This window comes from Paenibacillus sp. FSL R5-0810, assembly GCF_038002285.1.
Lineage (GTDB): Bacteria > Bacillota > Bacilli > Paenibacillales > Paenibacillaceae > Paenibacillus_AQ > Paenibacillus_AQ lactis.
Genome location: NZ_JBBOCF010000001.1, coordinates 3638724 through 3662519, shown reverse-complemented (window position 1 = coordinate 3662519; position 23796 = coordinate 3638724). Strand labels below are relative to the sequence as shown.

Genomic DNA, 23796 nt, shown 5'->3' with positions numbered 1-23796 from the left:
GGGATGTGGAAAAAAACTCCTGAGGAGGGCCATAAAATAGAGGAGTTTGCGGACCGCATGACAAATATATAAAACGTAAAGCGTTCTCACCGGCTGTGACAGCCTGCTAGATTTCCCATTGTACGTACAACAGCTTCGCACTTATGAAGGAGGAACATGAAATGAATCGTTTGCAGCAAGGAGATATTGTACTTTTCCAAGGAGACAGCATTACGGATTGCGGACGTGACCGCAATAATCCGAACAGTCTGGGTAACGGGTATCCGCTGCTCGTCGACTCGTGGTTTGGCATGAACTTTCCTGAAATGAACGTGACTTTTCTGAATAGAGGGATCAGCGGGAACCGCGTGGTCGATTTGAATGCGCGTTGGGAAGAGGACTGCCTGGATTTGAAGCCGAATTGGGTATCGATTTACATAGGCATCAATGATTGCTGGCGCCGTTATGATAGCGGGGATCCGACCAGCACACAGGACTTCAAGAACGGATATCGGAAGCTGATCGAACGGACGAAGTCGGCCCTGGACGCGAAGCTCATTATGGTCGAGCCGTTCGTGCTTCCGCATCCGGAGGATCGGAGAGCATGGCGCGAGGACCTCGATCCGAAGATCCATGCGGTGCGGGACTTGGCTGCTGAATACGGCGCACTGCTGGTGCCGCTGGACGGGTTGTTTGCTGCCGCTGCGGTGCGGCGCGAAGCTTCCTTCTGGGCGCCGGACGGCGTACATCCTTCCCCCGCGGGCCATGGCCTAATCGCGAAGGCGTGGCTTGAAACGATGGGTGTGCGTCTTAGCTAATTTAGAATGAGCGTAGAACTTTGAGGTGCGGGAGTATGGCGGGCGGCTTATTTGGCTGGCGCTGGCTTTTACTTTCGGGGTGTGACAAGGCTGCGGGCGGTTGTGTATCGTCCGCAGCCTTTTGTATTTTAGGCAAGCCAGAATTTCTGGTTGGCTACTTATTAGGTAACTTTAACGGAACAAGTCCCTTTTAAGTACCTGTAGCGGGAGAAAGGCGGTAAGTAGGCGGAACAAGTCCCTTTTAAGTACCTGTAGCGGGAGAAAGGCGGTAAGTAGGCGGAACAAATCCCTTTTAGGTACCTGTGGTGGGAGAATGGAGGTAAATTAGCGGAACAAGTCCCTTTTAAGTACCTGTAGCGGGAGAAAGGCGGTAAGTAGGCGGAACAAGTCCCTTTTAAGTACCTGTGGTGAGAGAACGGTGGTAAATAGACGGAACAAGTCCCTTTTAGGTACCTGTGGTGGGAGAACGGTGGTAAATAGACGGAACAAGCCCCTTTTAGGTACCTGTGGCGGGAGAATGGAGGTAGATTGGCGGAACAAGTCCCTTTTAAGTACCTGTAGCGGAGAATGAGGTACACTGCTGCGGGCGAAGTCGCCAAAGCTAGGCCAGCGTAAGCCGTACCTTTGTTACTGCTGCCTCCCTTGAGGTCTCTTTTTTACTGCTACCTCCATTGCCCTCCTTTTTTTTTGCTGTCCCACCATTTTGCTGTTCCATCACTTTACTGTTATATCATTCTAATGCATCATCTTGGTGCTTTTACTGTCGCACATCCCACTGTCGCACCATCTCACTATCCTCTCCTACCTCTTACTGTCCCACCATTTCTGTCCCTCCATTTTACTAGACTACCACCTTTCTCACGCCATCCTTTTACCACCTATCCCTTGTAAAGCTTTAACGCGAAAAAATAAGTGTTGACGCTCCTTGTTAAATCCTATAGGATTACTTGTGTTAAAGTCTTTTTTAGGGGAAACAGGGGGAGAGAGAACATGAGGGGAAGTAAACATGTACGCAGTTTTACAGCGCTCGTGCTCGCATTCGTCATCGTCTTGACAGGCTGTGCCGAATCGGGCAGCGGCGGAGGCAGCAATGCCGGCAAGCTTTCGGACAAGGTGGAGAATCTGCCGGCAGGCATCGCCGAGAAGGATCCGGTCAAGCTGATGGTCGTCCGCAAAATCGGCGGCGATGACCACACGGCGCAATTTTTGGCAGGTGCGAAGCAGGAGGGGGAGGCGCTGGGATTCAAAGTGGATACCTTCTCCGCCAACGGAGACTCCGCGAAGTTTCATGATGCGATCGCTCAGGCGATTGATAGCGATTACGACGGCTTCATCATTTCGCACGGCGACGATCCGGCAACCGTTGAAGACGTGAAGAAAATTACCGCGAAGGGCATTCCGGTCGTTACCTTTGACTCCCTTCCGGAACTTAGCGAAATTGAAGGCGTGACCCAGACCTCGCAGGACGACGAGCAGCTGGCGAAGCTGGCGCTGGACAAGCTGGTGGAAGAGCAGGGGCCGGACGCTAACATTGTGTACCTATGGGTCGACGGTTTTCCGCCGATGGTACGCCGAAATGCGGTTTACCAAGAAACGTTGAAGAACAATCCGGGCATCAAAGAGGTGGAGCGCTTCGGTGTTGCAAGCAACCAAACCTCGCTCGACACGCAGAATGCCGTATCCGCCATCCTGACGAAATATCCGAAGGGCGAGATCGACGCGATCTTCGCGACCTGGGATGCATTTGCGATCGGCGCGGCGAGAGCGCTTGAGGAAGCGGGACGAACGGAGATCAAAATTTACGGCATTGACGTTTCGAACGCGGACCTGGAGCTGATCCAGAAAGAGAACAGCCCATGGATAGCGACGGCGGCGGTGGATCCGAAAATGATCGGAGCCGTTAACGTCAGACTGCTGGCCAAGAAGATTGCCGGCGAGGAAACGCCGGAAACCCACAACCTCGAGCCTGTGCTGATTGAACGTTCCAGCCTGGAGGGAGCTTCCGAGGCGGTCAATATGGTGAACCTGGCCAATATTATTCCTAACTGGGGCATCAGCACCGAGTTCGAGGAAGATTGGATGAAGGCCCTTAAAGAAGCAAACGGAAAATAAGCTACGGCATACAGGCGCTCTTATCGGTCATTCGATAAGGGCGCTCTATCCTATTTGAAGGGAAGAGGACATGTGCGAAGCGGTTTGGAGGCAACTAGAACACGCCCGGCTACGGAGCCTGGGGCGGCGCCTTTACTTCAAATGAAGCGAATATCGATTTCATTTCCGGGCGTTAAGGCGCTTGACGCTGTTGATTTTCAGGCGGTCGCCGGAGCGGCGCATGCGCTGATCGGTGCGAACGGCGCCGGTAAATCGACGCTTATGAAGGTTCTATCCGGCGCGTACAGCCATTATGAGGGGGAGATATGGCTGGATGGCCGCCAGGTGAATATCAGGTCCCCGAAGGAAGCGAAGGATCTGGGCATCCAGATCGTCTATCAAGAGGTGGATACGGCGCTCATTCCGAACCTGTCGGTCGGCGAGAACATCATGCTCGACCGGATGGTCCATGATATGGGAGGCCGGCAGGTTATTCGCTGGAACGGGCTGCATCAAGAGGCAGAGGCTGTGCTGGCACGCATGAACATCCGCGTTCCGAGCCGTAAGCTCGTGTCGGAGCTGACCTTGGCGGAGAAGCAAATGGTGCTGATCGCCAGAGCCGTGTCCAAGCAGTGCCGGATTCTGGTGCTGGACGAGCCGACGGCGCCGCTCAGCCACAGCGAAACCGAGCAGCTGTTCAAGCTGGTCCGCAAATTGAAGGAAGACGGGGTAGCCATCATTTTCATATCGCACCGGCTTCCGGAGCTGTATGAAATTTGTGATGATATCACCATCATGCGGGACGGCCGGCATGTCGTAAGCCAGCGGATTGCGGACATCGCTCAGCCGAAGGTGGTGGAGCACATGCTTGGCGCCAAAATGGAGCAGCAGTTTCCGCATATCGAACGGGAGATCGGCCAGGTAGCGTTCGAGGCACGCAGCCTCCAAGACCCGGGGAAAGTCCAGCATGTCGATTTCCATATCCGCAAAGGGGAGATCGTAGGCCTGGCAGGCCTCGTCGGCGCCGGAAAAACCGAGCTGTGCCGAGCGGTGTTTGGCGCTTCGAGCACATCCACGGGTGAGATGTCCCTGAACGGCAAGCGGCTGCGCATCTCTTCTCCGCACGACGCCGTGCGTCAGGGTATTGCGCTTGTTCCCGAGGAACGGCGCCGGGAAGGCGTGTTCGTGGAAGAGCCGGTATCCGTCAATTTAACGGCTTCTGTACTGTCGCGCTTTACCAAATGGGGCTCGTGGCTCAGCTTCGGCAAAGAGAAACAGGCCGCCAGGGACATGATAGACCAGCTTGGCATTAAGACACCGAATGAAAAGGCAAGGGTGAAAAATCTGTCCGGCGGCAACCAGCAGAAGGTGGCGATCGGCAAGTGGCTGCTGGCGGATGCGGATGTGTATATATTTGACGAGCCGACGAAGGGCGTTGACGTAGGCGCGAAGCGGGACATCTTTCAGCTGGTAGCGGAGCTGGCGAAGCGCGGCAAATCCGTACTATATGCCTCGAGCGAGCTGTCGGAAATCGTCGGCATTACCGATCGGGTGTACATCATGTATGACGGCGCGATTACGAAAGAGCTGGATACGCGGGCATCCACGGAAGAGGAAATTTTGCTTTATTGCACAGGAGGCGGGTTGACATGAATACAGCAAAACCTTTGAAGGAGAAGCCGGCGGCGAGTTTCGCGTTTGATTTTCTATACAAATACGGCACGCTGATCACGGTCGCGGTGCTCATTCTCGTGTTCGGCACGGTTGCCGACAGCTTCCTAAGCACCAGCAATATCATTAACATCCTCCGCTCGATTTCGATTGTAACGATCATTGCGGTCGGATTAACGGTATCTTTATCGGTTGGCGGCTTTGACCTGTCCGTCGGCTCGACGGCCACCCTTGCCAATGCATTGGTCATCTCCATGTTCGTCTGGCACGGGCAGCAAATCGGCATCGGTATCGGCCTTACGCTGCTGATCTGTTTGGCGGTTGGCTTAATCAATGCCTTCCTGGTCATCAATTTCAAGATCGACGATATGCTGATGACCCTTGCTACGATGTTTATCTTCCAGGGAGTGGCCATGACCTATACCCGGGGAGCAACGATATCGCAAAACATGATCATGCCGAGCGGCGACTTTGCAACCGGAAAAATACCGGCGGCATTCGAAAAAATCGGGCAGGTGCCATGGATCATCGTCATCATGGTGCTCGTGGTCCTGGCCGTCCACCTGTTCCTGACTTATACGAAGCATGGGCGATATATGTACATGATCGGCGGCAATCGCGAAGCGGCGGCGTTATCCGGCATCCCGGTGAGCCGATATCGGTTGATCGCATACCTCGTATCCGCCCTGTTCGCGACCATCGGCGGCATTATTCTGGGCGCGCGCGTCATGACCGCTGAGGTGAATTCAGGCGGCCCGTACTTAATGGACGCGGTGGCAGCCGCATTTATCGGCTATTCCGTCTTCGGGGCAGGAAAACCGAATGCGCTTGGAACATTCGTCGGCGCGGTGCTGATCGGAATTTTGCAAAACGGGCTGATCATGCTGTCCGTGCCGTACTATGCCATGGACATCGTGAAGGGCTCCGTACTGGCGCTTGCGCTGGCCCTAACCTATTACAGAAAGAGAAAGTGACGTCCGAGGCGGCAGCCCCTTTCCTTGAGCGGCCCGATGCAGCATGTGAGGAGATCATCAAGACGAACATTCCGATGTTCGAAAAGGAACCCATTTAAGCCCGGAGCTATAAAGAAAGTTCACAGAACATCGATTACAACCTCAGAATAATCAAAATGCAGCCGGCGTAACACGGCACCAGAGCAACAGAGCAACAGAGCAACAAAGCAATAGAGCAACAGGCAACAGGCAACAGACATCAAACAAGTTATATATCAAGGAAAATAACGATAGAGGCAGTACGGCATAACCCGTGCTGCCTCTTTGCTTGTTCTGGAGAGAGGCTTGCCGACGTGGAGAAAAAGCCGGTAGGTTGGCGGACCTTCCGGCTTTCGCAGCCACAAGGCAGTTGACGGGTCCGGCGCGGATTCATTATCCTTGTAGAAGGCTGACAGATCGGATGAACAATAGAATGAGATGCAGGCAAGGGAGTAAAATGATCCGTAGAAAAGGCAGAGATCGCCTTTGTAAACGGATTTTCTTCCCGAATCATCAGATCAAAATATCGCGGAGCACGGCGATTCAAACGGCATACATTATGGTCTTGCCCACATCCGGTTCAAATGCACCCGCGACTTCTTTATTACATAGAAGGGGGACTCATCATGAAAAAACCAACCTTTGTACAACCCGATCCGCAAACCTGGATCGATTCATTCCATTTCGAGATTCCAATCAAAATTCGTTATTGCGAGACGGACATGCTGGGTCATGTCAATAATGTCAGCTACTTCATGTATTTTGAACAGGGACGGATTGAATACTTCGAGCATTTGGGCTTAACCGAGGATTTATTCAGCGAGAAGCATGTATCGGTTGTGGCTGATCTGGAATGCCAGTACCTGGCGCAGCTGTATTTGAAGGATCCGCTTAAGCTGCGCGTCAAGGTGGCTGAGATCGGACGCTCCTCCATGGATGTGCACTACGCCGTAGTCGTGCGCGGCGAGCTGAAAGCCGCCGGGCGGGGGACGATCGTGCTCATCGATACGGCTACCGGCAAGAGTACGCCGATACCGGATGCGGCCAAGGAACGGATTCTCGCTTTTGAAGGAACAAGAACCTAGAGGAAGGGAAGGGATATAAGGATGACTACCCGATTTGCCGTCATCGGCACAAACTGGATAACGGAGCGTTTTCTTCAAGCAGCCCTGGAGGCGGAGGAGTTTCTGCTCGCAGCGGTTTATTCACGCACGGAGGAGAAGGGACGGGCGTTTGCGGCTAAATATGCAGACCCCGATGTGTACACCGATCTGGATCAAATGCTGCGAGAAGCGGAAATCGACGCCGTATATATTGCAAGCCCGAATTCATACCATGCGGAGCAGGCGATCCGGTGCATGAATCACGGCAAGCATGTGCTGTGCGAGAAGCCGATGGCCTCGAATGCAAGCGAGGTTCAAGCCATGATCGACGCCGCCAAAAGAAATAACGTTCTGCTGATGGAGGCGCTTAAGTCCACTTTGATGCCGAATTTTCAAACGGTGCGGGACAATCTGTACAAGCTTGGCCCGATCCGGCGCTATTTTGCAAGCTACTGCCAATATTCTTCGAGATATGATGCTTTTAAGCAGGGGACTGTATTGAACGCCTTCAATCCCGAGTTTTCCAACGGATCGCTGATGGATCTGGGAATCTACTGTCTTTATCCGATGGTTACCCTGTTCGGCAAGCCGGATACCGTGAAGGCTTCGGGCTATATGCTCTCCTCCGGGGTGGACGGGGAAGGAAGCTTGATTCTGTCATACCCTGAGATGGACGCTGTCATTATGCACTCCAAAATCAGTGATTCCTACGCGCCGGCTGAAATCCAGGGCGAGATCGGGACGATGATCATCGATAAGATCAACCAGCCGTATGACGTGAAGATTCATTACCGGGACGGGACGATCGAGAACGTGACCCAATTGCAGACCCACGAATCCATGTATTACGAAGTGCGGGAATTCATCGATCTCCTAAAATGCGGGGAAAGGGAGAGCGCAGTCAACACCCTGGCGAATTCTCTGATTACTGCAGAAATCATGGAGGAGGCCAGAAGGCAGATCGGACTCGTGTTCCCGGCGGATACACGGAGTTGAGCGGGACTCGAACTTATCCTAACGAGTCAAAAACCAAGCGGTATATGATATTTGTCATCCCCTCGAAATGACGTTTATGACTACGGTGCACACCTCCCACTGTCTATAATTAAAGAAGACAAGTGCGTGACCGATTCATTTCTAACGTCCTTGCGCCTTAAAACGAGGGGGAAGACAACGATGGCTAAGCCCGATAACAGATTGTCCAGCTTGAAAAAAAACATGACTCCTTTCGAAGTAATTGATACCAAAGCGAGCATTCGCCAGCTGTTGAATACACTGATTCCGTTGATACTGCTCTGGTATGCAGCTTACCTGAGCCTTTCGGTATCATATTGGCTGACGCTTCCGATTACGCTGATCGCTTCCGGCTTTGTGGTCCGGACGTTTATTATATTTCATGACTGCTGTCATCAATCGTTCTTTAAGAGCCGCCGCGCCAACCGGATTCTCGGCACGATTACCGGCATTCTGACGCTGTGCCCGTATGAGCAATGGAAGAGTACCCACTCGATCCATCATGCAACGAGCAGCAATCTCGATAAACGGGGAATCGGGGATATGTGGGTGCTGACGGTGGAAGAATACCGCAATGCATCGCTGTGGCAAAGGCTGTCCTACAGAATTTACCGGAATCCGCTTGTGATGTTCGGTCTCGGGCCGATCTGGGTATTCCTCGTCTCTTACCGCTTCAACCGAAAGGCAGCCGGGCGCAAGGAGAAGCTGAACACGTACATTACGAACGGATCGATTCTCGTGCTATACGCTCTGCTGTGCTGGGCGACCGGATGGCAGGCATTCCTTCTGATCCAGGCACCGATTTTCCTTCTTTCGGGCATGCTGGGCATTTGGCTGTTCTACGTTCAGCATCAATTCGAGGACACCTATTATGAGCATGATGAAGAATGGAGCTTCGTCAATGCGGCGGTGGAGGGAAGCTCGTATTACAAGCTGCCGCGCCCTCTGCAATGGATTACCGGTAATATCGGATTTCACCACGTCCATCATCTAAGTCCCAAGGTTCCGAATTACAATCTGGAAAAAGCGCATGAAGCTTCTCCGCCTCTTCAGAAGGCAACGACCATCACTTTAAAAACGAGCTTCAAATCGATCAGCTTCCGATTATGGGATGAAGAGCGGAAAGTGTTTGTTACCTTCAAGGAGGCCAAGGCGCTGCTGCGCAAGCCGCAAGGATCGGCTTCCGTTCCGGAGGTCAGCGCGATCAAGGGTAGAACGGTCGTGCAAAGTAAATCTTAGCTTGGATTCAGGGTAAGAATAAGGATAGAGGATGTTACGGGGGCACGACGCCCCGCTCAGGCAAGGGAAAGGTATACGGAAGATGAAATTGACCTAATCGGCGGTTACTAAAAGGTGGGACTTCATGCAAAAATGGTATCAGATTTTTCATAGAAGCACGGGGCTGAGCCCTTATGTATGGGTCGTCTTTTATATTCTGCCGTTCTATTTCATCTTCCGGTCGACCTCCACCTACCAGATCGTTATGGGCATCTTGATGATCGGCATGTTCTTTCTATTCTACGTGCTGTCCTTCTTGTCGAAGGGCTGGCTCGTATATTTCTGGACAAGTTTGCAGATTCTCATATCGATTACGATGTCACTACTGTTCGGTTACGTGTATTTCTCGCTGTTTCTCGCATTTTTTATCGGGAATATTAAACATAAAGTCGGGTTCATTACGCTGTATTCCATTCATCTGCTGACGACGCTCATTACTGTCAACTACGGCCTGCTGACAAGAAACCCGCTCTTCATTACGCAATTGCCGTTCGTGCTCGTCAGCGTTGTCGGGGTCATCCTGCTTCCGGTCACCAACTATAACCGCAACAAGAACGACCGTCTGCAGGGGCAGCTGGAAGATGCGAACAAACGGATTTCGGAGCTGGTGAAGCTGGAGGAACGGCAGCGGATTGCAAGGGATCTGCATGATACGCTGGGGCAGAAGCTGTCGTTAATCGGCTTGAAGAGCGATCTGGCGGGCAGGCTGATCGTACAGGATCCGGAAAGGGCAAAGGCCGAAATCGACGATGTGCAGCAGACTGCCCGAACCGCCTTAACGGAGGTCCGCGAGATGGTGACCAGGATGAGAGGCACCCGAATTGCGGATGAGATGTTCCGGATTCAGCAGATATTGAAGGCAGCGCAGATTGAACTGGCACTTGAAGGAACTACAACGCCGGACAATATCTCGTTAATGAATGAGAACGTCATCAGCATGTGCCTGAAAGAGGCGGTCAACAATATTGTAAAGCACAGCAATGCAACGGTCTGCACCATTTCGATGGAGCAGACCGAGACGGAGCTTATCGTCAGGGTAAAGGATAATGGAACGGGCATTATGGGGCATGCTGTCCATCCCGGCAACGGGCTTCGTGGAATGAGAGAACGTCTGGAATTCGTCAATGGAAGCCTGGAGATTGTGTCGGGCGAAGGGACAACGCTCATTATTCGGGTCCCGAGCGTTCACAGAATGTCGGAAAGGGGGGCGGGGATATGATCCGAATCGTCATCGCCGAGGATCAACGGCTGCTGCTTGGCGCGCTAGCCTCGCTGCTTGATCTTGAACCGGATATGCAGGTGGTCGGAACGGCAGGAACGGGGAAGGAAGCGGTAGAGCTTGTCCGGATCCATAAGCCGGATATATGCATTATGGATATCGAAATGCCGCTCATGAACGGCCTTGAAGCGGCGGAGGCGATCAAGGATAGCGGCTGCAAAATCATGATCCTTACGACTTTTGCGAGACCCGGATATTTCGAACGGGCATTAAAGGCGGGAGCCAACGCCTACTTGCTGAAGGATACGCCAAGCGGGGAGCTGGCCACGTCGATTCGAAGCATTATGGCCGGAAGGCGGATTTATGCTTCGGAGCTTGTGGATGAAGCCTATAGCGGTGAGGAGAACCCGCTCACCGAGCGCGAGAAGGAAGTGCTAGGCCTGATCGCCGACGGCAAGAACACGAAGGAGATTGCAAGCCAGCTGTTTATTACGACGGGCACCGTCCGAAATTATATTTCGGTCATTCTGGATAAGCTCGGCGTGAGCAACCGGATCGAAGCCATTACGCGGTTCAAAGAAAAAGGCTGGTTCAAATAAACAACATAACGATATTCAAGCGATGCGCTTCCAACAGCCGGGGGGGCATCTTTTTTTTGCATATGAAACCTAGATGCTTGTCTGGTCAGGCTCGATCCATACAGATTCCTGTTGCTCGGTTTGCCTCCCCATACCATTTTGGATATTGATTCGTTAGTTGGAAATAATGTAGATGCTAATGACGATCTGCCGAAAGCAGCTGAAATGGATGTTCGATCCGTTATTATGATTGGGCAGAAGGAAGGAACTACAGCTATGGACCATATCGTATTTGAAGTCGGAACCGCGCTGCTGCTGGTAGCGATTGCTTCCATCATTGCAGGTAAACTGAGGTTTTCCATCATCCCGTTTCTGATTGTGCTTGGAATGCTGGTCGGACCGCATGCGCCTAAGCTCGGGATTCTGGACTTCCGGTTTATCGAAAGCCAGGAAATCATTCATTTTCTGGGACAGATGGGGATATTGTTTTTGCTATTTTATTTGGGTCTCGAGTTTTCCGTTCAGAAACTAATCAAATCCGGCCGCAATATCGTCGTCGGCGGCTCCATCTATGTGCTGTTGAACTTTGTTCTGGGCCTGGCTTACGGCTTTCTGGTTCAAATGTCTTTCTATGAGACGCTCATTATTGCAGGGATGCTGTCGGTGTCCTCCAGTGCGATCGTCGCCAAGGTGCTGGTGGATTTGCGCCGGACCGGGAATGCGGAAACCGAGCTGATTCTCGGGATTATCCTGTTTGATGATATTTTCCTGGCGGTGTTCTTATCGATTATGTCCGGGCTGCTGCTTGGCGGATCCACGACGGTTGGCGGGACGGTCCTTTCGGTCCTCATATCCATCGCGTACATGCTGCTGTTTTTTGTTATCGCGAGAAAAGGGCCTCCGATTCTTAATCGGCTGCTTAATATTACGTCGAGTGAGATTTTTATTATCGTCGTGTTCTCGGCGATGTTCTTTATTGCCGGATTTTCCGAAACGCTGCATGTGGCCGAAGCGATCGGCGCTTTGCTGTTCGGGCTTGCCTTATCGGAGACGGAGCATAGTGAACGCATTGAGCATCTGGTGATTCCGTTTCGTGATTTCTTTGGAGCAATCTTCTTCTTCAGCTTTGGCCTCAGCATTGATCCGACCACACTGGGAGATGCGATCTGGCTGGCGCTTGGAGCGGTGATTTTGACAATCGTCAGCAATATCGTGGCCGGCATGATTGCCGGACGAAAGGCCGGATTGCAGCATAAGTCGTCTCTGAACATCGGCCTTACCATTATGGCCCGCGGGGAGTTTACCATTATCGTGGCCAACCTGGGCCTGGCTGGAGGCTTGGCGGCGGTACTTAAGCCTTTCTCCGCGCTGTATGTCCTGATTCTGGCGATTCTGGGTCCGCTGTTTGCAAAAGAATCGAAGCTTATGTACCATGGAATGAATAAAATATTCAAATGGACCGACCCCGTAAAGAAAGAGAAGAAGAATGTCTAAGAAGATGAACCAAGCCGATTTACTTTCTGACAAGGAGTCTATATAATCAAGAGATTGAATGAACCCAGAACGGAGGATTTACAGATGAGTATTATTCGCGAATCGGACCTGCCGGGTATCGGGAAGAAGTTTGTGATCCAGGCGAGATCAGGGGATAAATTGGTTGTCGTCATCCACGATGACGGCCGCAGAGAAATGTACCATTTTGAAGATGATAACCCCGATGAGACTATTTCCCAAATCACGCTGGAGGACGATGAGGCTCGTCAAATTGCCGGTATTATCGGCGGCATGACCTACAAGCCGAAGGCGCTGGAGACGATCGAGGTTACGCTTGAGGATCTGATCATCGAGTGGGCGCGTATCGAGCCGCATTACAAATGCGTCGATAAGACGATCGCCGAGCTGGAGGTTCGCCAGAGAACCGGCGCCAACGTGCTGGCGATTGTGAAGCGGAATGAACAGAAGATCAATCCGGGGCCGAGCGATATTTTGACGGCAGGCTCAACGCTGGTTCTGGCCGGCGAGCGGAAGCAGATCAAGCAGCTGAAGGAGCTGCTCGTGAACGGCTAGTTAGAAGCATACGTGCTGCTATATATGAAAAAGTCTGTCCCAGGGCAATGGACCTTGAGGCAGACTTTTTTTGTTATAAGTCGTCTATTAAATAGAGGCGAGAACCAAGCGAGGAGCGAATATGGCGTAATGCTCGAATTCAAATCTACCGCGCTTCCGTAGTAGACATGCAGCCCAGAGCCGCACCTCACTTCCTGGCAATGATCATAAACCGGGCGGCGTTCGTCCGAATGCCGCGCGCTTCGCGGAACTCATTGATGAACTGCTGCAAAATGCGGTAATCCTGCTCATCCTCCCCGAAGCCCGGAATGATCGGCGTATGCTTCAGCAGAAAGAGCAGATCCTCGTCGCGTTCATAATATTCGGCAGCATCGTACTCGGCATATTGTACATCGCGAAAGCCTGCTTCCCGTAACTCTGCGATATAGCGATCCCTTAAGGCGCCGTCTTCCTGGTCTAAGGCTTGCCCTCTGCCGAAGGCCTTCTTCAGGTTCGACTTATCGGATTCTCTCACTTGCTGGGTGATGAGTACGCCGTCATCGGTTAATACCCTGGCCGCTTCCGCGGCAGAGAATGGTGCATGCCTGCAGGAGACCAGATTGAACAGCCCTGCCGGGAATTCCAGCCGATCGGCGTTCATCGGGATAAAGCGCGCGTTCGTCACCGAAGCCCGGCGCTGGTTCCGGCTCGCCGCCTCGATCATGGGGCGGGAAAGATCGATCCCGATCAGGAAGGCGAGGGAGGATGCGATAGACAAGACATTCTCCCCGCCCCCGGTTCCGATATCCAGCAGACAATCGGTTTTCCGGCACGCTTGCCGCACCGTATCGTAGAAATCCCATGCCGCGCCTTCGCTTATGCATCGGACTTGGCTGAAGTCCCAGCCGTTGATGGCCCCGATCGCATCATAAAAATGCTCGTAAGATTGTGAATTCATGGTTAGCTCCACCTTTCGTCAGGAGAATATTGGACGCTTGCTGTTGGTCACATTCGCCTTAGGAGGAGCGGATACCGGGTCATGGCGTGCCCGGATTGTTATCGTCCGGCAGGCGGGTGCATGCGGAAGACTTCTTTTTTAGCAGTGAATAAGGGCATATCCACCAGTCGGGTCATCCGGCTATATAAGAAATAGGCGAAGATATGCTTGCAAGGCCGGCATAGCTGTTTTAGCCTTAATTAGGCAGATACCCTTGACCAGCCCTTGGCTGCCAAGCCCGGTTCTACTCCTGCCCATGCCGTCTACTTCGAACGTTTGGGATCGACATTCCATTCACCCCGATTTTTAAAAAAGGTTATATTCATTGTACGCCAAGGAATTTGCTGGGAACAAGCCGAAATACATAAGAGGTGCGAACCCAAAATCTTAAGTAATTGTTAAGAACTTGGAAGCCTCGCGTTAAGAACTGTCATGTATACTGTGTGAATCCGAATCGGCCACAGAGAAAAATCCGGATGAAAATGAGAGGTATAGTTATGAACAAAAGCATTGCAACCCAAAGGGAGCGCCTGCCTGAACTGCAGCTCGTGCGCGCATTCGCGATTATCGGCGTGCTGTCCGTCCACTCGACGTCGTATGCGGTATCGGCCATGAAGGAATCCCAGTACTTTTTTCTCTACAATTTCATGAATATCTTCATGAAATACGGGACACCGACATTTATCTTTTTGAGCAGCCTGGTCCTATTCTACAACTACTACAGCCAGCCGATGACCAGGCAGCGGATCGGCGGGTTTTATAAGAAAAGACTGCTGTATATCATCATCCCGTACACGCTGTTCTCCATCTTCTATTTCGGTCTGCTGCACTTCCTGTACTACCCGGACCGATCGCTGGCGGATACGGTTGAAAGCTTCTTCACCAAGCTGGTTACGGGCAAAGCCTACACGCATCTGTATTTCGTATTCATCAGCATTCAGTTCTATGTGCTGTTTCCGCTTGCTTGGTGGCTGTTTAAAAAAGTGCCGCAGCTTACGAAGTGGGCCATCCCGATCGGCCTGGCGATCCAGTGGGCTTTCGTGTTTCTGAACAAATATTACTGGCAGGTGCCGAATAAGGGAAGCTGGGCGCTGACGTATATCGCATACTTCATGCTGGGGGCCTTCGTCGGCATTTATTATCCGAAGCTGAAGGCTTGGCTGGTAGTTAGCCGCTCGAACGCCACGCCGGTCCGCACCGTTTCATGGATCCTGCTGTGGCTGAGCTGGGCGGCTTGCGGGCTTGGGCATGTGTACATTTATTACACGAACCGTTTATACGGGACGGCGTACAATTCGACGCTGTACGAGCTGATGTGGAATGCGCATACGTATTTGGGGGCGATTGTGCTGCTTCAGCTGGCGTCGATCGTGTACCGAACCTTCAAGGGGGGCTTGACCCCAGCGCTGGAGCAGCTGGGCGCGGTATCCTTCGGGATCTATCTGATTCATCCGTTTTTCCTGCTGGTTTATCGGCAATTCCCGCTATCCACGGGTAATTCTGTCCTGACCCATGCTTGGTATGCGGGCGGCTTCCTGGCTGCACTGTTCTGCTCGTGGCTTGTCGTGGAGTTGACGGTCCGATATCTTCCTGCCTCGTGGCTCGTATTCGGGAATGTGCCAAAAACAGAGAAAAGCCGGAGACGGCAAGAGCAGCAGGGAGTGCCGTTATCCAGATAGTGCTGCGCGATGCTTACCGGCAGCGGTACAGGTGCTGCGCAGGAAGGCGGAACCCTGGGGAAGTGCGACGGCAGCGCGCATGTGGTAGCATGGTGGCATACAAACAACAACTTAGGGCCTGTGCGGGACTGTCCTGAAAGACACGGGGCATAAGGCTGCAGCATTTTTATAGGAGGGGCCATGTCTGGAGTAACCATACTGATGGTCGACGATGAAGTCGAAATTATTAAACTGATGGAAATCTATGTGAAGAATGAAGGCTATACGCTGCTTACCGCCAACAGCGGAATTGAAGCGCTGGAGATTTTGAAGACGCATAAGGTGGACTTGATTATTCTGGACGTCATGATGCCGAAGATGGACGGCATTCAGGCATGCATGAAAATCCGGGAGGAGAACAACACTCCGATCATCATGCTGTCGGCGAAAAGCCAGGAGATCGATAAAATCGCAGGGCTCAGCATCGGGGCGGACGACTATGTCACTAAGCCCTTCAGCCCGCTGGAGCTGATTGCCCGCATCAAATCCCAGCTTCGGAGGTATAAACAGCTGAACAGCAGCACCGCCCGGAATGAGAACGAAATCCAAATCGACGAGCTGATCATCAACGCCGCTTCCCACCGGGTCACGGTGGCGGGCGAAGAGGTCAAGCTGACGCCAAGGGAATTTGATTTGCTGCATATGCTGGCGATCAATCGGGGGCTCGTGCTCAGCATGGACAAGATCTATACGGAAGTATGGAACGAGCCGTTCATGGAATCGAAGAATACCGTCATGGTACATATTCGCAAGCTGCGCGAGAAGATCGAGAAGGACCCGCAGCATCCGCAATATATTAAAACGGTTTGGGGGATCGGGTACAAAATCGAGTAAACTAAAGCAGAGGTGACTGACTTGAGAAGAATACAGCCGGATAACATCCGCATCAAAATGCTGCTTATGCTGCTTGCAAGCATCGGCATAACGGCAGCCCTGCTGGTTACGCTCTATGCTTTAAGTTCCCTGATCCTGACGGTTCCAACGCTGAACGTTCCCTTGGCCTGGGTGGTCAACAATATCGGGTCGGGGCCGGTTATGATTGTGGTTGGCATGATCCTGTTCTTCGTCAGCTATTACATGAGCACGAAGTGGTTCGTCCGCGATCTGGCGAAGATCGAAACCGGCCTGCAGGAGGTCGTCAGCGGCCGCTTCGATTATAAAATCGACCTCTCTTCCCGGGACGAGCTGGGCCGCGTAGCCGAGGGCATCAACCGAATGGCTGACGAATTGAATGTTTACCTCGAAGAAATTACGCGCGGTCTCCGGGAAATCGCCAAGGGCAATTTCGATACCGAAATCCCGGAGCATCCCGGAAGCCAGCTCGGCGAGGTGGCGGCCAGCATCAATCAGATGAGCAAGCAGCTGTATCAATCGATACTGGAGGAGCGCCGTGCCGAGAAGACGAAGAACGATCTGATCACCGGCGTTTCCCATGACCTGCGGACGCCGCTGACGTCGATTCTGGGGTTTCTGGAAGTGATTGAGGAGGACCGCTACCAGGACGAAGTTGAGCTTCGATATTACGTGAATATCGCCTACGAGAAGGCGCAAAACCTGAAGAGGCTGATCGATGATTTATTTGAATATACGCGGATCAACAACGGATTGCCGCTCGAGGTGCAGGAGATCGATATGGCGCAATTCATCCGGCAGCTGATCGAGGAGTCGGTTCCGGCTTTGGAAAAATCGGGTATGGAATGCCGGCTTGAGGCCGAGGATGGGCTCACGATTATGGCTGACGGCAGCCAGCTCGTTCGCGCTTACGAGAATTTGATGTCCAACGCGATCCGGTATGGCGCCTCAGGCGGAGCTGTTGATATTGCGGTTTGGGAGGTGGACGGCTTCGTCCTGGTCAGCTTTACGAATTACGGCGAGCCGATTCCCGAACGGGACTTGCCGTTCATCTTCGACCGCTTCTACCGTGTGGAGAGCTCCCGTTCCAAGCAGACAGGCGGAACCGGCCTAGGTCTCGCAATCACGAAAAGCATTGTCGAGGTCCAGGGCGGCGAAATCTCGGTGCGCAGCGATCGCCAGAGCACAACCTTCGCGACGCGGTTTCCCAAAGCGAAAGCCAATCAAGAAACAAAAGGGAGATGACAATGATGAAGAACGTATACGAACCGGGGCGGAAGCGGCTGGCAGCAGTCATGCTGGCCGTTCCGCTCTTGACCGCCTCGTCCTGGGGCGGGGTTGCCGGCGCTGAGCCGGTTAGCGGGGCAGCAGTCCAGGAGAAGCAGAGCGCAGCTTCGGCTGGGGCTATTGCTCAAGAGTGGCAAGGCACAGCTTCGGGTGAGAAGGCAGCCCAAGAGGGGCAAGGTGCAGCTTCGGCTGGGGCCGCAGATCAAGAGGATCCAAGTGCAGCTTCGGTCGGGCAGGCAGCTCAAGACGGGCAAGATGCAGCTTCGGCCGGGACGGATGCCTCGAGCGACGCAGTACAACCCGCAGGCTCTTCCGCTGGGGCGGAAGCTTTAACGCAAGGCAACAAGCTGGTAATATCTACGGGATCCGCTTCTTATATATTCAATGGGAAGCCGGTAGCCGCCGCGCAGAAGATGATGATCCGAAAGGGGTACAGCTATGTGCCGGTCAGCACGATGGCCAAGCTGTACGGCTGGGGCTTGTCTTATGACGCGAAGACCGAAGAGGCTGTCGTAAAGGGAAGCGAAGGAGAGTGGCGGTTCAAGAACGGAAGCTCGGCGGTCCGTAAGGATGGATCGACGGTTCGAATGGATGCGCCTGCTACTACATACCGGGGGAGCATGATGGTGCCCGTCCGGAGCTGGGCCAAGCTGACGGGAAGCAGTCTTGCGGTGACAGGTAACAAAGTTACGTTAACCTGGGGCAAGCGATCGACGGCAGCTTCACCTCCCGTTGCCGACTTCACGACGGACAAGATAGAATACCGTCTGGGCGAGCCGGTGGTCTACCGAAATACGAGTCATGATCCGAAATATAAGATCGTGAAGGAAACGTGGAAGGGAAATGAGCCGGCATTCTTCACACCCGGCGAGCATGAAGTCACGCTGGAAGTGATAAACAGCGAAGGCGTATCGGCCTCGGTCCGCAAAACGGTGAGCGTGGTGGATGAATGGCTGTACACGAAGGAGCAGTATGATCGTTTATATACCCCCGTGGGTAATAAAATCGATATCGACGGCGCATCTGTACTGATGATGGACGAAATTTCTTATTCAGTCACCCCGGACGAAAGCCAGCAGTTTATACGCAGCAACAGCCCGGAGCATTTAACGGAAGAGGGCATTGCTTACGAGGATACGCTAACCGGCAACGTGCGGATTAATATTCATAATCAGAACCGCTCGAAAAAGGACTTGAACGTCTACCTGATCGCTACCAACCCTGGTAACTCCGCTGCTTCGGTCAAGGTGGGCGCGGCCGGGATCGGCGGCCCGGCCCAGTATGTATCCACAAGCGGAAAGGCGGCGGTGACCCGCTATTTGGAAGCCTTGAGCTCCGGCGGAATATCGGATACGGTACACATTCCGGCCGGTGAATCGGCCGTGCTGCTGCAGGAGGGGACGAAGCTTCCGTTGAAGCCGAGCCAGGTCCGGACCATCTACGCGGATCTGGAGCTCGAGGGCGACATCAAGCTGTCCGTCGTAGCGGTCGACCCATCGCGCGATCCGGTGGCCGCGCTCAAAGAGCTGCCGGTGCTTCCGCGGGACGGCAAGCATGTACGCGGAACGTTTACCGGCGCAGACCGGGAGGTCCAGGTCGACGGCGTCGTCGGCGAAAGCCCGCAGCGGCTTGTGCTCGGGGATCCTTCGCTCGACGGGTATTTGGAAGGCGTGGATGCCGTTACCGGCGAACCCGAGAAGAATATTGGCAACACCGGCGTGCTCTATTCGATGAGCCTGAAAGTAGCGCCGAATACCCTGGTCGCGCTGAATGCGCGTGGCGGGCATTATGCGGGCGCCCTGCTCGTGAACGGCGAAGTGGTGCAGATGACAAGCGGCAGCATTTTGAAGAATTCATCCGAAGCCGGCGTCCTGTACCGGACCGGAGCGCAGGAGGAGACGGTTCGAATCGGCTTCATTCCCGCGTCGGGCAGCAACCTGCCGGTGCATATGCTGTTTATGCCGCTGTCTGAGCAACACGATTGATGAAGCTCGTGAACGCCCCCTTGATAGGGGGCGTTTTTTTTGCTAGTTCGGCAGTAAGACGGTCGGGCAGAGAGCCTTGACCATCTTTCCTGGGCCGGTGTGAACTTTCTCGTTCCCGGTCTCATTTCCAATCCTGCTCCCTGATGCCCTCCGCATCTCGGCATCGACTTTGGGCCTGTTGGAGAAACAGCGGGACCCACAGCCGGTTGGTTGTCTTTTATCCTCCATCCTTAACATGATCTTGCCAAGCGGCTCCATTTATTCAGCAACCTTTAAGCGCTTCTTAAGATCTGCCGGCGGCTTCCGTTAAGATGTCTTCCTTATACTGTGTCTCAGATACAGACAAGGAGGCAGTGGAATGAAGAAATCATGGGGTACATTCACGAACAAATTCAAACTAACGAAGATATTGCCAGCATTGGTGCTCGCGGCGACCGTCCTTGTGACGGGATGCGGGACGCCGGTACCGGATGAAGTGACGATATCGCTGGACGGGAAAGAGTTCAAAGAGCCTGCTGCGGAGATTTATGAGGGACAGCTGATGGTTCCCGCATCGTTTATACAGCAAGCGTTAGGCAAGCGGGTGGAATGGGAGAAAGAGACCGATAAGAAGGGTGAGGAAGAGAAAGAAAAGGCCAAGGCCGTACACTATTCCGGCAAGGTTGGCGTCCTGATGTATCATGACATCATGGAAAAGCCGGACCGGGACGACATCTTGTCCACCCAGCAGTTCAAGCAGCAGATGGAGCTGCTTCGTAAGGAAGGGTTTGTGCCGATCAGCATGGATGATTACTTGGATTTTATCGGGAAGGGGAAACCGGTCCCTGACAATGCGGTACTGATTACGTTTGATGACGGGTACGAAAGCTTTTACCAACTTGCCTACCCGATTCTCAAAGAATATAAATATCCGGCCGCAAACTTTATCATCGTATCGAGCATCGATAAGCCTGCTGCCAGCGGCAGACCGAAGCTGACCTGGGATCAGATGCGGGAGATGGCACAGCATGACATTGGCTTCTATAACCATACCTATGATATGCATCGATACGGGGATACCGATGGGAAGGGCAGAAAGAAGCCGGTAACGACCCGAAATCTGTACCTGCCGGATGAGAAGCGAGTCGAGACGGAGGATGAGTATAAACAGCGGGTGAAGGACGATCTGATTCGCGCCGAGGCAAGGCTGAAGGAAGAGCTCGGCAATACGCGGAGCGCGGTAGCTCTGCCGTATGGGGCATACAACGACAAGCTGCTGGCCGTGCTGGATTCCATTGGCGTAGAGGCTTCGTTCATGGTGAAGGAAGGCCGGAACGGAATCGGTGACCGTAACGGATTCCGAATCAATGGAGGAAGATCCGATCAAAGTCCGGAGGCGGTCATTGCGAAGCTGAAGGGGCAGGATCCGACCAAGCGCAAGCTGGTGACAGGAGAGGGAGCCAAGCTCAAGATTGACGGGGAGGCCGTCCAGTTTTCCAAAATGCTGACCGGTGTGGCGACGGAGGATATCCTCGTTCCGCTTCGAGAGATCTGCAAGAAGTATGAGATCAAGGTGGATTGGAACCATAAAAAGAAACGGGCGGTCATGACCACATCCCAGGCCGCGGATGCGGGCGGCAAAGAATAGGAATTTCGCAAGCTCCCTTCGGAGGAAGGGAGCTTTTTTCGTTTCCAAATGGGAACGCATTGCCTTATAATAGCGTTTACATGGTAAAGGTTTGTATTCGAAAGGGTGATTCCTGTGCGCTCACGTTTATCGATCAAGAAACGGCTATGCATAGTTCTAGCAGCAGCGACCTGTCTCTCGCTGGTCCTGCTGCCGGTTCAGCCGGTGAAGGAGGCCGGCCCCACGGTATATGCGGATGGTCCGGGGAGCTTGAAGCCCGGAAAAGTCACGCTTCGGCAGAAGGCAGTCTTTTATGAAAATGCTCCGTCCCGAAGCAGAAGTCTGCGCAATCACAACGCCGCCTATTACGGCCTACCGGGCCAGACGTTCCGCGTTAGCGATGTCAAGGGAGAAATGGCTTTCATTGAATCGGATGAGCTGGGTAATTTGTGGCTCCCGGCATGGTATTTGTCCAAGGAAGCCGGGCAGGTCCGGAATATCGATCCGCTCTCGCTAAAGCTTCCGGACAGCAGCAGCATCTACGCGGCTCCGGGCAGCTCGGTCCGCTGGCCAGCCTCGCAAGCGGGCAGCATGCCGCTCATTGCCGTATCGAAGTGGCAGGATTGGTACGGGGTGCTGATTAGTCCGGATCCATGGAAGAAGGAGCGCACCATCTATCGTCCCGCGGTCATGTGGGTTAAGGCCAAGGATGTGAAGTCCAAGGAGAAGCTCCCTGCCGGGCTGCTGGAGCCTTCATCGGAGCTGCCGATCGAAGCTGTGCGAAATTTGACGGATTACCTGGTGGATGAAGGTGACAGCAAGTCATATGTTAAGCAGCTGCTTGGCGAGCCGCAGGTGAAGGAGCATTCGCGGAATCAGGAGCAGCGCTCGGGCCGGCCGCCGGTGATCGGCGAGACGTGGAGATATGAGGCACGGGAGGCGTTGTTTACGGCGACCTTCTCCCCGGCCGGGAAGCTGACAACCTGGGAATGGACCTTCCCGAACGCCGCAGCATTTGAGGGGAACTATTATGCGGGCAGCCATGATCCATTCAGCTATCGGTTCTCGGCCATGCCGCTGCTGCGGACCATCGAAGCTGCGCCAGTCTGGAGAAATCAGGGTAACCTGAATTTCACCTTCCTTCTGGAAGCCAGCCGGAACGTCCTGCTCATCAAGGGGGATGACGGCGGATTCAGCGGGATGCATGACAACTCCTCCCTGTACGCGATTGACCGGAGCACGGGGAAGAAGCTGTGGCAGCAGGATGCCGGTTTCGGCTGGTATACGGCTGTCCCGGATCGGAAGCGGGAACATGTCACCATGTATTCAGCCTATAATCCAGAGAAAAAGGCGTACGAGTCCAGAGTGCGGCATATCCGGTTAACGGACGGGCGCATTTTGTGGGAAAGAAAGCATAAAGCGGAGTTCGGGCTTACGATGACCGCTGCCTCGGGCGCGATCCTTTTGTTAGAAGGGCTGGACTTGAATGCCAAGAAAAGCATGCTCAGTGTCGTGGATCAGCAGAACGGCAAGCTTCGCTGGAAAAAAACGCTGTCCGGCGAGTATCGGCTGCTGAATCAGGGCCCGGAAGATCCGTATGTGCTTATTGAGCAAAGCGGCAAGCTGACGGCGTACGAGCCGATGACCGGGAAGATCGCCTGGACGTACAAATCAGGTAAAAAGGTGATGGATGATCCGGCATGGGATCCTTACTTCACCGGCGGATACCGATATGAGCCGTTGTCGCCTCCCGGCACGACCTCCCGATGGATGCTGCTCGGAGACAAATGGACCCTGCTCAATATGAAGAGCGGGAAGCGGGAGGGCAGCTATCCCGTGAATGAGATGGAGCGGATCGAGGTGCTGGATGAGCACTATCTTCAGGTGCAGCGGGCGCTTGACGGGAATTATTTCACAGGGGCTAAATCATATGAGACCGTGCTGTACGATGCGGTGAATCAGCGGGAGCTGTGGACGGTGAAGGGCAGGGCCGCCCGCGGTATTATGGAGGGGGATGTCATTTATCTGACGCTGAACGGGATCCCGGCGGCCGTCGAGAAAGAGACCGGGGAGACGATCTGGAAGATGAAGACCTCTTTAAAGAGCAATGAAGATGTCACGCAGCTTGTCGGCAGCAGCTTCGGCATCCTGGACCGGTATTTGCTTATTAGCTTTGGCGGTGACCTAATCGTCCTGGACAAAGGGAACGGCAGGATCCTTGGCAGGTTAAGCGACATCGCCACCGGCAACGTCGATCTGCGCGAGCAGGCGGCAAGAAGCGGCGCACTGAATATTGCCGATGGCGAAGTCTATATCGGTACCGTCAACGGGGCGTTCGTCCGTTATGATGCGGAGGAGTTGAAGGAACGGCTGGATGAGCGGGGGGCGGAGATGGACGCTGCTGGGGGGCAAAATTAAGAAGTAAAGAAACGTCCCCCGTGGTCTGGTAGAGGCTGCGGGGATGATTTTTGCGTAAAAGGTTAGCGGTTGGAAAATTGGATATTGTTTAGAATCTGTTAGATGGTATAATATTCCTGGTTTGATTGAACTAGAGTGATAATA

At 53.5% G+C, this 23796-nt stretch carries 18 protein-coding genes; 17 read left to right on the top strand and 1 reads right to left on the bottom strand.

Translation table 11 applies throughout. From position 1 onward, the window contains the following. Positions 1–161 precede the first annotated feature (161 nt). The 11 genes from MKX76_RS16520 (at position 162) to MKX76_RS16470 (ending at position 12810) form a co-directional block, all read left to right on the top strand. Positions 162–797: a GDSL-type esterase/lipase family protein gene (locus MKX76_RS16520; RefSeq protein WP_028407034.1), complete on the top strand. Its 636-nt coding sequence runs from the start codon at positions 162–164 to the stop codon at positions 795–797. A 990-nt stretch (positions 798–1787) separates the two neighbouring features. Further along, the gene (locus MKX76_RS16515) at positions 1788–2909 is read left to right on the top strand and encodes a sugar ABC transporter substrate-binding protein (protein WP_341034230.1); all 1122 of its coding nucleotides are present in this window, start codon (positions 1788–1790) and stop codon (positions 2907–2909) included. A 141-nt stretch (positions 2910–3050) separates the two neighbouring features. Next, positions 3051–4541: a sugar ABC transporter ATP-binding protein gene (locus MKX76_RS16510; RefSeq protein WP_341034229.1), complete on the top strand. Its 1491-nt coding sequence runs from the start codon at positions 3051–3053 to the stop codon at positions 4539–4541. Further along, complete coding sequence (locus MKX76_RS16505; RefSeq protein ID WP_144871036.1) at positions 4538–5533, top strand: ABC transporter permease subunit; 996 nt, start codon at positions 4538–4540, stop codon at positions 5531–5533. Before MKX76_RS16510 ends, MKX76_RS16505 begins: the two co-directional genes overlap by 4 nt. 644 nt (positions 5534–6177) lie before the next feature. Beyond that, positions 6178–6636: an acyl-CoA thioesterase gene (locus MKX76_RS16500; RefSeq protein WP_007131577.1), complete on the top strand. Its 459-nt coding sequence runs from the start codon at positions 6178–6180 to the stop codon at positions 6634–6636. A 21-nt stretch (positions 6637–6657) separates the two neighbouring features. Further along, positions 6658–7650, top strand: a complete 993-nt coding sequence (locus tag MKX76_RS16495) for a Gfo/Idh/MocA family protein (protein WP_028406907.1) — start codon at positions 6658–6660, stop codon at positions 7648–7650. A 180-nt stretch (positions 7651–7830) separates the two neighbouring features. Further along, positions 7831–8907 (top strand): fatty acid desaturase, encoded by a 1077-nt coding sequence (locus MKX76_RS16490; RefSeq protein ID WP_007131579.1) that lies wholly within the window; start codon positions 7831–7833, stop codon positions 8905–8907. Between the two features lie 124 nt (positions 8908–9031). Continuing rightward, positions 9032–10165 carry a sensor histidine kinase gene (locus tag MKX76_RS16485; protein ID WP_341034227.1) on the top strand — a complete coding sequence of 378 codons (1134 nt, stop codon included), beginning with the start codon at positions 9032–9034 and terminating at the stop codon, positions 10163–10165. Then, entirely contained in the window at positions 10162–10764 is a 603-nt protein-coding gene (locus MKX76_RS16480) for a response regulator transcription factor (RefSeq protein WP_007131581.1), read from the top strand. The genes MKX76_RS16485 and MKX76_RS16480 overlap by 4 nt, the downstream gene beginning before the upstream one ends. Positions 10765–11019: 255 nt before the next feature. Next, entirely contained in the window at positions 11020–12237 is a 1218-nt protein-coding gene (locus tag MKX76_RS16475; protein WP_007131582.1) for a cation:proton antiporter, read from the top strand. 84 nt (positions 12238–12321) lie between these two features. Then, positions 12322–12810: a cation:proton antiporter regulatory subunit gene (locus tag MKX76_RS16470; RefSeq protein WP_007131583.1), complete on the top strand. Its 489-nt coding sequence runs from the start codon at positions 12322–12324 to the stop codon at positions 12808–12810. A gap of 187 nt (positions 12811–12997) precedes the next feature. Here the strand turns inward: MKX76_RS16470 and MKX76_RS16465 are convergent, their stop codons facing one another. Continuing rightward, positions 12998–13747, bottom strand: coding sequence for a class I SAM-dependent methyltransferase (locus MKX76_RS16465; protein ID WP_341034225.1), 750 nt, complete (start codon positions 13745–13747; stop codon positions 12998–13000). A 536-nt stretch (positions 13748–14283) separates the two neighbouring features. Here MKX76_RS16465 and MKX76_RS16460 point away from each other — a divergent pair. The 6 genes from MKX76_RS16460 to MKX76_RS16435 all read left to right on the top strand — a co-directional run bounded on the left by MKX76_RS16460 (position 14284) and on the right by MKX76_RS16435 (position 23652). After that, on the top strand, positions 14284–15465 hold the full coding sequence (locus MKX76_RS16460) for an acyltransferase (RefSeq protein WP_341034224.1): 1182 nt from the start codon (positions 14284–14286) through the stop codon (positions 15463–15465). 180 nt (positions 15466–15645) lie between these two features. Next, a complete protein-coding gene (locus MKX76_RS16455; RefSeq protein WP_007131586.1) occupies positions 15646–16338 on the top strand; it encodes a response regulator transcription factor in 693 nt (230 codons plus the stop codon). Between the two features lie 57 nt (positions 16339–16395). Further along, a complete protein-coding gene (locus MKX76_RS16450) occupies positions 16396–17601 on the top strand; it encodes a sensor histidine kinase (RefSeq protein WP_208604306.1) in 1206 nt (401 codons plus the stop codon). A 2-nt stretch (positions 17602–17603) separates the two neighbouring features. Continuing rightward, positions 17604–19628 (top strand): copper amine oxidase N-terminal domain-containing protein, encoded by a 2025-nt coding sequence (locus MKX76_RS16445; RefSeq protein ID WP_341034222.1) that lies wholly within the window; start codon positions 17604–17606, stop codon positions 19626–19628. A gap of 358 nt (positions 19629–19986) precedes the next feature. Then, positions 19987–21255: a polysaccharide deacetylase family protein gene (locus MKX76_RS16440; protein WP_341034221.1), complete on the top strand. Its 1269-nt coding sequence runs from the start codon at positions 19987–19989 to the stop codon at positions 21253–21255. Between the two features lie 114 nt (positions 21256–21369). Then, on the top strand, positions 21370–23652 hold the full coding sequence (locus MKX76_RS16435) for an outer membrane protein assembly factor BamB family protein (RefSeq protein WP_341034220.1): 2283 nt from the start codon (positions 21370–21372) through the stop codon (positions 23650–23652). The last annotated feature ends 144 nt before the right edge of the window (positions 23653–23796 follow it).